The following is a 14172-nucleotide window of genomic DNA, read 5'->3' as shown; positions in this document are numbered from 1 at the left end:
GCTTCAGAACTTCACATTGACATTCAAACCGTAGGTTGCAGGCACTGGAATGCTTCCGCCTTCAAGGCCCTGAATGTTACCGCCGCTGCTCGTAAATTCGGGATCAATGTATTTGCTGGCGGTATAGATGTTGACCAAATTGCGTCCGTACAAGCCAAAATAGATCGACTTCACCGCTTTGTCGGCCAATGGCAGGCTGTAACCGAATGTAATTTCTCTCAACTTCACAAATGTGGCATCGAAGATCGTCTGTGGCGTCGGGCCGCTATATTCGCCACGCGCCCAGGCCTGCGCCGTAATGCGCGTGTCATTAACCGAAGTATTGGTTACTTCGTAAGTTCCGTCGGCATTGTAAGTAACAGTTCCTTTCACGCCGTCCAGCACCACGCCGGTTTCACGCACATTGTTGGCAGCGGTTTTGTCCAGCACACCCGAGTACATGCCCACTTTATAAGTTTGCGAGAAGAATTTTCCACCTACGCGACCATCTACCAGGAAGCCCAGATTAAAGTTTTTGTAAGTAAAGCTGTTTTGGAAACCAAAAAGATATTTTGGCAAAACGCTTCCCAGCGGCGTCAATTGCTGGCCCCGATCGTAGGTTCCGTCTGCCTTAATCACTTTCTGGCCATCGGCTGCGTAAATAAAGTCGTTCCCTAAGATCTGTCCGTAAGGCTGGCCTTCACGCGCAACCAATGTTACCAGGCTGTTTGCAAGCTGGAACGTGTTCACGCCCGGTGCCAATTGGATAACCTTATTGCGGTTCCGCGACCAGTTCAGGCTTGAATTCCATTCGAAACCATTCTGGCGGATCGGTGAGCCTGTTAATGTCACTTCCACACCTTTATTATTGATCTTACCCGCATTAATTACCTTCGAATCATACCCGAAAGCGGAAGAAACCGGGATGTTAATGATCTGGTTGCGGCTCACATTATCATAATAAGTCACGTCCAGCCCTACCCTGTTTTTAAATGCCTGAATGCTCAGGCCTGTTTCCCAGGAACTTGTGATCTCTGGTTTGAGAGCTTGGTTATTGAGCTGATTTGGCAATTTATAGGAAGCCAGCCCATCGAACGATTGTGTGGCTTCGTAAGCACGCTGCAACTGGTAAGGATCGGTATCGTTACCCACCTGAGCCCAGCCCAGGCGGACCTTCGCAAAATCCAGCCAGCCGATGTCTTTCACACCATTCAGTTCACTTAATATTAAACTCGTTGTCAATGAAGGATATGCGAATGAATTTTTGCCGATCGGCAATGTCGAAGACCAGTCGTTACGCAATGTTCCGTCTACGAAAAGTAAACTTTTCCAGCCGAGCGAGAAACTTGCAAAAAGGGAGTTGATCTGCTTGCGGTAAGCATTTGAATTGACCAACACAGAGCTTGCGTTTTTAAGATTGTAATATTCAGGAATGATCAGCCCGCCCTGCGTCACAGCATCGCTGATTCTGCGTTTCTGGCTCATAATGTTGCCCCCTGCGTTCACATTCAATGATATATCGCCCCAGCTTTTGTTGGCAGACGCCAGCAGCTCGTAGTTGAACTCGCTGAAATTATTGATGTATTCCTGGTATTGCGATTGGGTCCGTGAATAAACCGCGATACGATCCTGATATTGGTAATTGTAGACATCAGCATTCACTTTTCCACTCACTTTCAGCCAGCTGTTCACATCGTAAACCAATCCCACGTTTCCATAAAAACGGTCACGGTTTTCGTCCAGATAACTTTCATAAGCCGACCAGTACGGATTATCGATAAACTTGGCAGCTTCGCCTGCCGGTGTGTTCTGATAGCCGCTGCGGTTCCACAAAATCTGCGTTCCGTCCGCTCTTTTGTAATTTTTAAGCTTTTCATAATCCACCTGAACTTGTCCCCACTGAAATGCTTCGAGGATAATGTTCCGGTTAGTCGCTCCTGTCCACGGACGGCCGGTCGACTGGTTTTTGATATAATTAAAATTGTTGTAAACCTTCAACTTTCCCAGCTGCGTGGACCCCGAAAAGTTGATCGAATTCCTTTTCAGTGAAGAATTCGGAACAGTTCCCTTTACATTTTTATTGGTATATGAAAGCCGGTAAGTGGAATTGGCATTTCCCCCACTCACAGACAGGCTGTTCGTATTAGCCACACCGGTTTCAAAGAAGGAATGCACGTCATTTTTAGGATAGCTCCATGGCTGTGGTTTCAGATATTCTGCCGTGTTTTCAGGATCAAGATTATACCAATGCAAAACAGGCGTTCCGTCCAGTTTCGGGCCCCAGCTCTCGTCCACGGCATATTCGGCAATGTTATAATCCGTGCCGCCAATGTTTGCTTGCTGGAATGTACTGGAAAAACCGCCACCGTATAGTTTCTGACGCTTGGGCAACCGCACGATCTGTTCAAACTCAATGCCGGTGTTCAGCGTAATGTTCACTTTGCTGTTTTCCTTGCCTTTTTTGGTTGTGATCAAAATCACCCCGTTTGCTGCACGGGTTCCATAAAGCGCTGCCGCAGATGGCCCTTTCAGCACCGAAATGTTTTCAATATCGTCCGGGTTAATGTCCTGGATCATGTTACCTACATCTTTCCCGCCGCTTCCAGCACTTGTGGCTGCGCTGTTCAGGTCCGCATTGTCGATCGGCGTTCCGTCGATTACGTACAAAGGCTGGTTGTTGCCCGAAATGGAATTGATTCCGCGCAAAAGCACACGTGACGATCCGCCCATGTTCCCACCCGAAGTCGTAACCTGCAAGCCAGCGACTTTGCCCGAAAGTGCGCTCAATGCATTGGTAGGCCTTGTTTGCAATGCGTCACCTTTGATTTCCTGCACCGCATAACCCAGTGCACGTTTCTCGCGCGAGATTCCAAGTGCCGTAACCACCACTTCGTTCAGGATCTTGGTGTCGGCTTTCAATGCAATGGCAATTTTGTCACTATTACCAATGGCCACATCCTGGGCCAGGTAACCAATGAAAGATACAACCAGAATGGAAGCATCATTATTCACATTCAGCGTGAAAGAACCGTCCGCATCCGAAAGCGTGCCGGATGAAGTGCCTTTTACAGCCACGGAAGCTCCCGGAAGCGGCGAGCCGTCGCCGGCATCGGTAATAGTCCCGGTTACGACCCTTTGCTGGGCCACGACAGATCCCGCCAGGAGAAATGTCAGATAAAACAGATATAGAAGCCGTGTTTTCATAAATTGTATTTTTATAAGAGTGGCAATATTAAGTTTTGTAAAAATTACATAACACTTTTCGTAGTATTCAATTGTCGATCGTTCTCTTTCATAGTTGTTTTACGATATTTTATTTGGCTAATACTTATTTATTTGATTCTAAATACATTTGACAATCATAATTCTTCTGCAAACATATTAAAAAGAAATTAAATATTTATTGTCTATCGAATTTATAGAATAATAAATTTCATTTGTCTTATTCGTTGATTATTGAATGACAGAGCAGATAATAATAATGGCCCTGGAACTTTCCATATCATTAGTTTTATAAATTGACAAAATTCCCAGCCCATCTGACCACATATGAAAAAAGTGAAAACGTTATTCCTTCTTTTTCTATCCTTTATTACAATGTTCCAGGCGGCGGCGCAAACTGGCAACAATCGTGCCGCATATACTGGCAGCCGCGCTCCGCTACGGGCAAATCCTTACAGCGAACTCCCGCTTGGTGCCATTAAACCGCAGGGATGGCTCAAAGAAATGCTTCTCACCCAGAAAAACGGCGCAACCGGCAAGCTGGATGAGCTTTACCCGCTGGTGATGGGCAAACGCAACGGCTGGCTCGGCGGCGATGGGGATCAGTGGGAAAGAGGGCCTTACTGGATAGACGGTTTGCTTCCGCTGGCTTACATTCTCGACGATAAAGAGTTGATCGCGAAAACAAAACCCTGGGTGGAATGGGCACTCGGCAGCCAGCAACCCGACGGATATTTCGGCCCGTCGAAAGATTACGGGCACGAGCCGGGCGTGCAGCGTGACAACAGCCGCGACTGGTGGCCTAAAATGGTGATGCTGAAAATACTAAAGCAATATTACTCGGCAACCGCAGACAAGCGCGTGATCACATTGATGACAAATTATTTTAAATATCAGCTTAAAGAACTGCCTTCAAAACCACTGGATCACTGGACATTCTGGGCGCGTTATCGCGGTGCGGACAACCTGATGATCGTGTATTGGCTCTATAACATTACGGGCGATAAATTTCTGCTGGATCTGGGTAATTTGATCCATAACCAGACATTTGATTATACAAATGCATTCTTAAATACAGACCTTTTATCGACCCGCGGCAGCATCCATTGCGTAAATCTGGCGCAGGGAATCAAAGCCCCGCTTATTTATTTCCAGCATCATCCCGATCAAAAATATCTGGATGCAACCAGGAAAGGATTTGCGGACATCCGCAAATTCAATGGCATGGCGCACGGGTTGTATGGCGGCGACGAAGCGTTGCATGGCAATGATCCTACGCAGGGCTCTGAGCTGTGTTCAGCAGTTGAAATGATGTTTTCACTCGAAAGCATTCTTGAAATCACTGGTGATGTAGGCTATGCGGATATGCTCGAAAAAGTCGCATTCAATGCATTGCCTACGCAGATATCGGACGATTTCATGACTCGGCAGTATTTTCAGCAGGCCAACCAGGTCATGACCACGCGCCATCACCGGAACTTTGATGTGAACCACGGAGGCACCGATCTCAGCACGGGATTACTCACCGGTTATCCTTGCTGCACTTCCAACATGCACCAGGGCTGGCCCAAATTTGTCCAGAATCTCTGGTATGCGACTGCCGACAAAGGCATAGCGGCACTGACCTATGCTGCCAGTGAAGCCAAAATCAAGCTTCCGAGCGGTATCGATGTGGCAGTGAAGGAAGAAACCTCCTACCCTTTTGAAGAAACCATCAAGTTCACCATTAACCCTTCCGCCAAATCGGTGTTCCCTTTTCATTTGCGCATTCCCGAATGGTGCCGCAAAGGAGCCGTTAAGATAAATGGTAAACTCTGGCTTGAACCTGATGGGAATCAGATCATTAAACTCACCCGCGAGTGGGAAAAAGGAGATGTTGTGGAACTGACATTGCCGATGCATATTTTTAAAAACACATGGGTTGAAAACTCCGTTTCGGTGGAACGCGGGCCGCTGACTTATGCATTAAAAGTGGGCGAATCTGCCAAAACCGTTAAGAATGACAAAGATCCAATCGATTATGGATCGGTTTATAACGAGTTGCGGCCAACCACACCCTGGAACTACGGGCTTATATTGACACCAGACGACAAACTGGAAGAGCAGTACAAATGGGAAGTAGCCAAGCCGGTTTCTGCTTACCCGTGGAATCCCGACAATGCACCTTTGCAGATCAAAACGAAGGCCAGACGCATTCCTTCGTGGGGTCTATATAATGAAATGGCAGGCCCGGTTCCATACAGTGTCACCTATCAGCTCGAAACGGAGGACCGGGAAGAAGACATTATCCTGATCCCTTATGGCTGTACAAACCTGCGGATCTCGCAATTTCCTGTAATCCGGAAAAAATAGAACCTTTTATCAAAACGAAATTCACTATGCAGTATACCACCAAAATATCCCTGATCGCGGCCAGCGTGCTCTGTTTGCATGCAGCTCATACTCAGGCGCAGCGGATTCAACCCGTAGGGTTTTCGGACGTGACAATTCAGGACAATTTCTGGAAGCCCAAACAGGAAAAAGTGGCCACGGCGACGCTTAATGCCTGTATCATTCAGACTGAGGAAAAATCGGGGCGGATCAGGAATTTTGAAAAAGTTGCCCGTAAACAGGGAGAGAAACACGAGGGAATTTACTACGACGACAGCGACGTTTACAAGGCCATCGAGGCTATGGCCTACTCGCTGAAAAACCGGCCCGACGCTGCCTTGGAAAAAAAAGCAGACGAATGGATCGACAAAATTGCGGCGGCACAACAGCCTGACGGTTACCTGAACACCTATTATACGCTGACTGACATGAACCAGCGCTGGACCGACATGGAGAAACACGAAGATTACTGCGCCGGACATTTAATGGAAGCCGCCGTTGCTTACTATAATACAACCGGCAAGCGAAAATTACTCGGCGTAGCCATTCGTTTCGCCGACCACATTGATTCCACATTCCGGGTTGCGAACCGCCCGTGGGTGTCGGGGCATCAGGAGATTGAACTGGCGCTGATGAAAATGTATCATTTGACCAAAGAGGATCGATATTTGAAACTGGCCGACTGGTTTTTGGAGCAGCGCGGTCATGGCCACGGAAAAGGAAAAATCTGGGACGATTGGAAAGATCCCGCATATTGCCAGGACAACGTTCCTGTAAAACAGCAAAAAGAGATCACCGGACACGCCGTGCGGGCCATGTACCAATACACGGGCGCGGCTGACGTCGCCTCCGTAACCCAGGACCCCGGTTACCTGAATGCGATGACCACTGTTTGGGAAGATGTGGTTTACCGCAACATGTATCTCACTGGAGGGATTGGCTCCTCCGGCAGCAATGAAGGATTTTCACAGGATTTTGATCTGCCAAATGGTTCCGCATACAGCGAAACCTGCGCCTCCGTAGGCATGGTGTTCTGGAACCAGCGGATGAATTCCCTGACCGGCGATGCCAAATACACAGATGTGCTGGAACGCAGCCTTTACAATGGAGCATTGGATGGATTGAGCCTGACCGGCGACCTGTTCTTTTATGGAAATCCGCTTTCGTCAATGGGCAACAATGCCCGTAGTGCCTGGTTTGGAACAGCCTGCTGCCCGTCCAACATTGCCAGGCTGGTGGCTTCGGTAGGTGACTATATTTATGGAAAGTCGGAAACCAAAATCTGGGTAAATCTTTTTGTTGGCAGCAATACCAGCTTCCAGATAGGCAAAACCAATGTTCCCCTTCGCATGGAAACGAATTATCCCTGGGAGGGTAATGTCAGAATTAAGATGACCCCTAGTCAGAAGGTAAAATATGCATTGAACATCCGCATTCCCGGCTGGGCGGCGAACACGGCGGTTCCGGGAGAACTTTATAGCTTTAAAAGCGCAGGAAATGAGAAAGTTGAGATTTTACTCAATGGCAAAACAGTTACCTATCACCTCGAAAAAGGCTATGCAGTGATCGACCGCATATGGCAGAATGGTGACGAAATTGAAGTTAAACTCCCGATGGAAGTGCGCCAGGTAAGGGCACGAAAAGAGCTAAAAGCAAACGAAGGCCGCATTGCATTGCAGCGCGGGCCGCTTGTTTATTGCGTGGAAGGCGCGGATAATGCAGGCGAAGTTTGGGATTTGCTGATGCCGGAAAATCCAACATTCAGTATACAAAATGGCCGGATCCTGGATGAGCCGATCATTTCCATACAAGCCAATTTGCTAAAAGTTGAAGCCGCTGCTGACGGTTTGAATGTAAAAACAAAGCCGCAGCTGGTCACGGCTATTCCCTATTATTCCTGGGCCAATCGCGGCAAAGGCCCTATGCAGGTTTGGCTGCCTTCTAAAATCAAAAATATCAGGATAGCAGAATAAAAAACGAAACCGCTCAATTTAATGAAAGGAATGAATCTGTTAAAAATATCGGTGGGATTTTGGCTATCGCTTCAATGTCTGCCGGTGACCGGGCAACGCAATGAAGCAGACAGAAACAAGTCTCGGCCCAATGTGATCATTATCCTTACCGACGACATGGGTGTGGGCGACGTCGGCGCCTTCGGAGGCACTATCATGCCGACGCCCAATATCGACAAGCTTGCATCGAGCGGATTGAAACTCACTCATTATTACAGTGGAGCACCCATCTGCTCTCCTTCAAGAGCCAGCATACTAACCGGAATGTATCCCGGAAAATGGAATTTCGTCACCTATCTTGACAAAAAAAGCCATAACAAAGATGCCGGGCAAATTGATTTCCTGAATCCGGAAGCGCCTTCCATAGCGAGGTTCTTCAAAAACTCAGGATACGCAACGGGCCATTTCGGCAAGTGGCACATGGGCGGCGGCAGGGATGTTACGGATGCCCCGAAGTTTGTCCAATACGGAATCGACGAGCACGCCAGCACATACGAAAGCCCCGAGCCTGACCCGCTGCTTACCGCTACAAACTGGATCTGGTCCGATAAGGACAGCATTAAAAGATGGAACCGCACTGCTTATTTTGTTGATAAAACACTGGATTTCATGAGCCGTCACAAAGATCAGCCCTGCTTCGTAAATCTCTGGCCCGACGAAGTCCACACGCCCTGGGTGCCGGAACCAGAGAATGGTGAAGAAGCATTGAAGCCCCAGTCAGAAGCAGCATTTAAACGCGTTCTCAAAGAATACGACATGCAGATCGGTCGCCTGACCGATGGCTTGAAAGAGCGTGGACTTTTCGATAACACCATTATTATTTTCACCAGCGACAATGGGGCCCTTCCTAGATTCGGCTCGCGAAGTGGCGGATTCCGGGGCTCAAAACTCTCATTGTACGAAGGCGGAATCCGGATGCCTTTCATCGTCAGCTGGCCGGGACACATTCCTGCCGGAAAAACCGACGAACGGTCGGAATTACATGCGATGGACCTGCTGCCTACGTTATCAAAATTGTCGGGGATAACCATTCCCGCTACATACAAGGCCGACGGCGTCGACCGCTCTACCGTTCTGCTAGGCAAATCATCGCTGCGAAAAAAGGAAATGTTCTGGGAATACGGCCGCAACACCATTGCCTACGCCTACCCCAAAGGCAAAGACAAAAGCCCCCAACTGGCCGTTCGCTCCGGCGAATGGAAGCTTTTGATGAATCACGACGGCAGCAATGCGGAGCTTTACAACATTGTCAAGGATCCGGCAGAAGCCAGTAATGTAGCATCAGGCGAAAGTAAGAAGGCTAACGAATTAAGCACCAAGTTGCTGGCTTGGTGGAAATCGCTGCCGGAGCTGGGAAATCAGTAATCACACATCAGTACAAAAAACGGCAACCCGAAATCTGGTTGCCGTTTTTTATGTCTTTATCCAATTAAGTCCAAACTTTCCGATCACCAGCCTGGATTCTGTCCCAGTGCAGGGTTTCTTGTGATGTCGGATTCAGGAATGGGGAACAGGTATTTTCTGTCGGCCCATTCGCGGGGTCCCGGATTCCACAGGATTTCTCCCGAAGTTCCGTTTGAAAGCTGCAATCTTCCAACTGCCGTGGATGGACTTACGTCTACGAAAGCGATCCCCGGAGTGGTGGATGTTGGTTTTGTTCCCTGATAAAAATAGACATCTTTTGTTCCGTCGCCATTCAGGTCATATTCACCTAGTGCAGGCACATACATGCCATTCATCGGCGCCTCCTGAAACAGTTCGCCGAGTTTCCATCTTTTAAGATCATCCATGCGAAGCCCTTCAAAAATGAGCTCCACACCTCTTTCGCGAAGCACTTCCAGCAACACCGGATTCGTGAATTTGCCATTGAAAAAGGAAACCATATACGGATCGGCAACGGTCGGTGGCGTTGTCAGGGTCGCGCCTGTTATGCCGGCCCTTTTCCGTAGTGCACCAATTGTCGCAGTCCAGTCCGGAACGGTCATTTTATTCAGTTCAGCCAATGCTTCCGCCTTGTTGAGCAACACTTCGCCCCAGCGCATGATAATGTGCGCATTGTCGTTGCGGCTCTCATCGTCGTATGGAAAACGCTCGTCGTAGGACCATTTGATAGGCTGGTAACCCGTGTATGTTTGGCTGAAATTCGGTGGCGCAACCACGCCAACGCCATTTTCTGTTCTCCGGTAATCGCCCAGGCGGATGGTTTGTTTCAATCGCAGATCGCGGTTTTTCACTTCTTCCACAAACGGCGTCGTCTTGTAAGCTGGCTTGCTGGTAAAAGGTGTTCCGTCGAGGTTCAGGTAGGTGTTTACAAAACGGCGTGTCAAACTCGGGCGGTTTCCGTAAGTAGGGCTGATAAAACGGCGGTTCGCAGAGCTGAAAACCTGTAAACTGGCACTTAATGCAACCGAAAGAATGGTTTCATCCGTAAATGCTGATCGGGCGATGAACATTTCACGGTAAGCTTTATCCAACGAAACACCTTCATGCAATGTAAAACCTGTTATGCTGTTGGCCTCTTTAACCACTTCTTCATACCACTTGTTGGCCGTTGGCCCCTTGTCGTAACTAATGTGATATTTCCGGAATGATGCTTCAAAAAGGCAAATGCGTGTCTTGTAAGCGCGCGCCACATTTTTGGTAATCCGCGTTACCGTCGGGTCGGACGTCAGCGTAATGTTCTCGATAGCAAAATCAAGATCGGCCAGCACCTTGTCCATAACATCAAAACGGTTGTCACGCTTTCCGTACAACGTTTCCTCATCTTTTACATCAATTGTTTTGTCGATCCAGGGTACATCTCCGAACCTTTTAACCTTGTCGTAATAAAACAACGCCCGGAAAAACCGCGCAACACCCAAATAATGGTTCTTGGTAGACACGGCACTTTTTTCCGTATTCTCGATGAAATAATTGATATTCCGAAGCTCAGACCAGCTCCATCCTCCGCTGGTGATCGGGCTGAGTGCGTTTGGGGCCAGATAAGTATCCACACCGTTCCGCGCAACCAGGTCTGAGTTGTCATCAATTTGAAATACACCCACATCCGTGTCGGGCAGCAGTTCGTAAAATGAATTTGCATAAATTTCAAGACCGCTTTCAGACCCGAATATTGCTTCGTTAGTAGCCGTGTCAACGGGGACTTCGGTCAGGTCGCAGGAGCTCGCGGTGCCGAGTAATGCCAGGGTCAGTATATAGTTAAATAGCTTTGTAGTTTTCATGATAGATCAGAAGTTGAGTGAAAGACCTATTGATATTGCTTTCAGCATCGGGTAATTGTAACCGTCACCGCTGGAACCGCCACCCAAATCCCGGTCGGATCCGTAAATGCTGGTGACGTCCGTATCGCGCGTCCATTTATACATAGGTGACCACGTCCAGAGGTTTTCCGCCGACACGTACACTTTCAGGTCACGGGCGTGGATTTTGGAAATGATACGGTTCGGGATTGTATAGCCAACTTGCAGGTTCCTTAACCGGATATATGCTGCATTTTGCAGGAAACGGTCGTTTGCAACCTGCAACGCGCGGCCTGTACCCTGTGCTGTATAACCTACGAGACGCGGCAGGTAAGCATCAAAATTACCAAGCTCCTCACGGAACATATTGTCTTGCTGCCAACGTGGATAGGCATTATATGGGCGGTTATATTGTCCCCAAAAGCGTGCCTCCGAAGACGGGTACCAATCCTGTTTTAAAACGCCCTGGAAAAGGGATCCTAAGAAAAAGCCATTCCAGTCACCCGAAAGGTTTACCCCGAAAATATACCGCGACTCGGAATTGCCAATGATCGTTTTGTCACCCGAATTCCCCACACGGTTCAGGCCTTGATAAATCACATTATCACCATCCAGGTTTTTGAATTTGAGGTCACCCACATAATTCTTTCTTGTGTTGGTGTTTGGAATGTTGCTCTGTGAAGGTGAGTCTGCAATTTCAGCCTGCGACCTGAAAAGGCCTTCTACACGGTAACCCCAGATTTCGCCAACGCGCTGGCCTTCGTAATAATCCGTAAGGTTTTTATCAGGGTTATTATATTTGGTAATGATCGCTTTTGAGTCTGCAAGAGTGAAGCGCGCACTGTAATTGAAAGGTTTTGATGCCAATGTGAAATGATCTTCCCAGTTGATCGAAAGCTCCCACCCTGTCGTTTTCAAATCGGCATAGTTACCATTTGGAACACCCGTTCCAAAAACCGCAGGCAATGTAGGCCCGGGCGTAAACATGTCGGTCGTCCAGCGGCGATACAGGTCTCCAACGAATGTCAGTTTTTTATTTAAGCTGTTGAATTCAAATCCAATGTTGCCTGTTGTGGAAGTTTCCCAGGTGAGTCCGTCGGGAACAACATTGGGCTGGCGTGTTGCCTGCGGGCGGATTCCATTAATGACCCGTCCCGACTGTCCAATGGCAAATCTTTCGTTAAATGTGTAAGGGGCAATGTTTCCGTTACCAAGCGAACCATAGGAAACGCGCAGTTTTACATTGGAAAGCACTTTGGGGCTTACTTGCCAGAACGGCTCTTCGGAGATCCTCCAACCGGCAGATGCCGACGGGAAAAATGCCCATTGTTGGTCCGTCGGAAACTTTGAAGATCCGTCGTAACGTCCGTTCACTTCGAGCAGATAGCGTTCGCGGAAGTTGTAATTCACACGGAAAAACCCTCCGGCAATGGCCCATTTCTGGTAACCTCCATTGGTCACAATGCTCTGTCCCAATGCGAGATTAATGTCCTCCACACCCGAGTAAACGATCCCGTTCCGCTGCGCTGTCAGGTTGCTGTAAATGGACTGCTCGTAGTTGACCCCGGCCAACAAAGTGAGATTGTGCGCCTGATTAAATGATTTGTTATAATCCGCATAAAAGTTGGTGGCCAGATAATTGGTTGTTCTTTTACGCTCCTGGATATCGTTGGTATTGGTTCCTGTATAACCGATAATGCCCTTTGCACGACTGTAAGGCACCTGCACACGGTTTTGTTGTGAACCAATGTCCGTGCTTTGGAAGGTCATGTTGGCACGGATCGACAGCGCCTTATCGAAGAACTGCGCTTTGGCGGCAATCTGGTTTTTCAGAAAACGCTGCGTCTGGTCAATCGCATTTTTGCCATAATAATAATCTCCTACTGTGTAAGCCGCTGAGAAAGATAATGTTCCGTCGGGATTAAGCAATGGGGCCAATGGGTGGCCCTCATCAGCAATGTTCCGGTAAATACCGCTGCCTTCTCCAACATTAAGCGGCTGGTGATATTTCTGGGATGAATATTCTGTGTTATTATCAATGCGCAACCACGGTGTAAGCTGAATGGCTCCTTTCGCACGCAAGTTGTACATTTGGTATTTATCAGAATTATAACGGAACAAACCGTCCTGCCCATTGAAACGTCCGCTAAGCAAGAACGTAGCTTTATCGCTGCCGCCCGAAATGGACATGTTATGATCTTGCGCAGTGAAACGCTCCTTGTAAAGCTCTTTATACCAATCCGTACTGTAATAATACTGATACTCACCAGTGGTAGGGTTAACTTCCACGCGTGGCAGGGAAGGATCTTCATACCGTCTTTTCAGTTCGGCCAGATAAGCTGGTGAAAAACTGATTGTTTTGTTGATCGCAGTCGGTGTACTTCCGTTATCATTCCATCTCGACCATGCGTCGCTGAATCCCTGCGCCCAGGGATAGGAATCGGTAATGTTATCAGGAACTTCGGTAGGCGACTTGATCGCGAAGTTGGTTGAATAAGAGAAAGAAGTTTTCCCTTCCACGGGCATTCTGGTGGTGATAAGCACTACGCCAAATGCAGCCCGCGCGCCATAAATAGATGCTGAAGCAGCGTCTTTCAAAACCGACACACTTTCAATATCATTCGGGTTTAACATGCGCGGATCACCTTCGACGCCATCGATGAGCACCAGCGCGCTTCCACCTTGTCCGATCGAGGTCGTTCCACGAATGTTGAAGCTCGGCGACTGGGTTGGCTTTCCATCAAACATGCGGAGGTTCAGGTTGGGAATTGCCCCTACAAGTCCTTGCGCAATGTTCGAGATGGGACGGTTTTGAAATACTTCCTGTCCAACCTGGTCTACTGCGCCGGTAAGGTTCACTTTCTTTTGTGTTCCGTAGCCCACAACAACCACTTCACTCAACGCTTTGGAGTCTGCGGCAAGTTGGAGGTCAATGGTGCTTCTTGTACCCACTTCAGCCTCCTGGCTGATATATCCAACATATGAAAAAACCAATATGGCTCCTTCATCCGGAATGCTCATTGAATAGTTCCCGGAAACATCCGTAACGGTTCCGGTCTGGCTGCCTTTAATAACCACGTTCACACCCGGCAATCCTTCCGAGGTGGCTGCATCGGTAACTTTACCACTGATTTGCCGCTCAGCATTGACATTGGCAATGCTTGGTTTTAACACTGCTGATGCAATTTTTACGCCATTTCTGGCCACTTTCGCCTGGCTCGGGCTGCCAGTTAGGGCGATCAGCGAGAAGAGCAAAGCTGTTTTTGAGATGTTGCTTCCCAGGAGAAACAACCTGCTCTTACAGCCATGCATAAGGTAGATCTTGTTCATGAGAAATAGGTCATGTTTAG

General features: G+C 48.3%; 6 protein-coding genes. 3 read left to right on the top strand and 3 right to left on the bottom strand.

Going from position 1 to position 14172, the window contains the following annotated elements:
- Window positions 1–3: 3 nt before the first annotated feature.
- Complete coding sequence (locus B5X68_RS18430; protein ID WP_082216245.1) at window positions 4–3183, bottom strand: SusC/RagA family TonB-linked outer membrane protein; 3180 nt, start codon at window positions 3181–3183, stop codon at window positions 4–6.
- 345 nt (window positions 3184–3528) lie between these two features.
- Between B5X68_RS18430 and B5X68_RS18425 the strand changes: the two genes are divergently transcribed.
- The 3 genes from B5X68_RS18425 to B5X68_RS18415 are packed head-to-tail and all read left to right on the top strand — an operon-like array spanning window position 3529 to window position 8948.
- Window positions 3529–5553 carry a beta-L-arabinofuranosidase domain-containing protein gene (locus B5X68_RS18425; protein ID WP_082216244.1) on the top strand — a complete coding sequence of 675 codons (2025 nt, stop codon included), beginning with the start codon at window positions 3529–3531 and terminating at the stop codon, window positions 5551–5553.
- A 26-nt stretch (window positions 5554–5579) separates the two neighbouring features.
- Window positions 5580–7544 carry a glycoside hydrolase family 127 protein gene (locus tag B5X68_RS18420; RefSeq protein ID WP_082216243.1) on the top strand — a complete coding sequence of 655 codons (1965 nt, stop codon included), beginning with the start codon at window positions 5580–5582 and terminating at the stop codon, window positions 7542–7544.
- A 30-nt stretch (window positions 7545–7574) separates the two neighbouring features.
- The gene (locus tag B5X68_RS18415; RefSeq protein WP_082216539.1) at window positions 7575–8948 is read left to right on the top strand and encodes a sulfatase family protein; all 1374 of its coding nucleotides are present in this window, start codon (window positions 7575–7577) and stop codon (window positions 8946–8948) included.
- An 83-nt stretch (window positions 8949–9031) separates the two neighbouring features.
- Here the strand turns inward: B5X68_RS18415 and B5X68_RS18410 are convergent, their stop codons facing one another.
- The gene (locus tag B5X68_RS18410; protein WP_082216242.1) at window positions 9032–10804 is read right to left on the bottom strand and encodes a RagB/SusD family nutrient uptake outer membrane protein; all 1773 of its coding nucleotides are present in this window, start codon (window positions 10802–10804) and stop codon (window positions 9032–9034) included.
- Between the two features lie 6 nt (window positions 10805–10810).
- The gene (locus tag B5X68_RS18405) at window positions 10811–14152 is read right to left on the bottom strand and encodes a SusC/RagA family TonB-linked outer membrane protein (protein WP_229208477.1); all 3342 of its coding nucleotides are present in this window, start codon (window positions 14150–14152) and stop codon (window positions 10811–10813) included.
- Between the last annotated feature and the right edge of the window lie 20 nt (window positions 14153–14172).

The organism is Dyadobacter psychrophilus, from assembly GCF_900167945.1.
GTDB classification, from domain to species: domain Bacteria; phylum Bacteroidota; class Bacteroidia; order Cytophagales; family Spirosomataceae; genus Dyadobacter; species Dyadobacter psychrophilus.
Note: the sequence above shows the minus strand (reverse complement) of the source record. Positions and strands in the feature narration are given on the sequence as shown.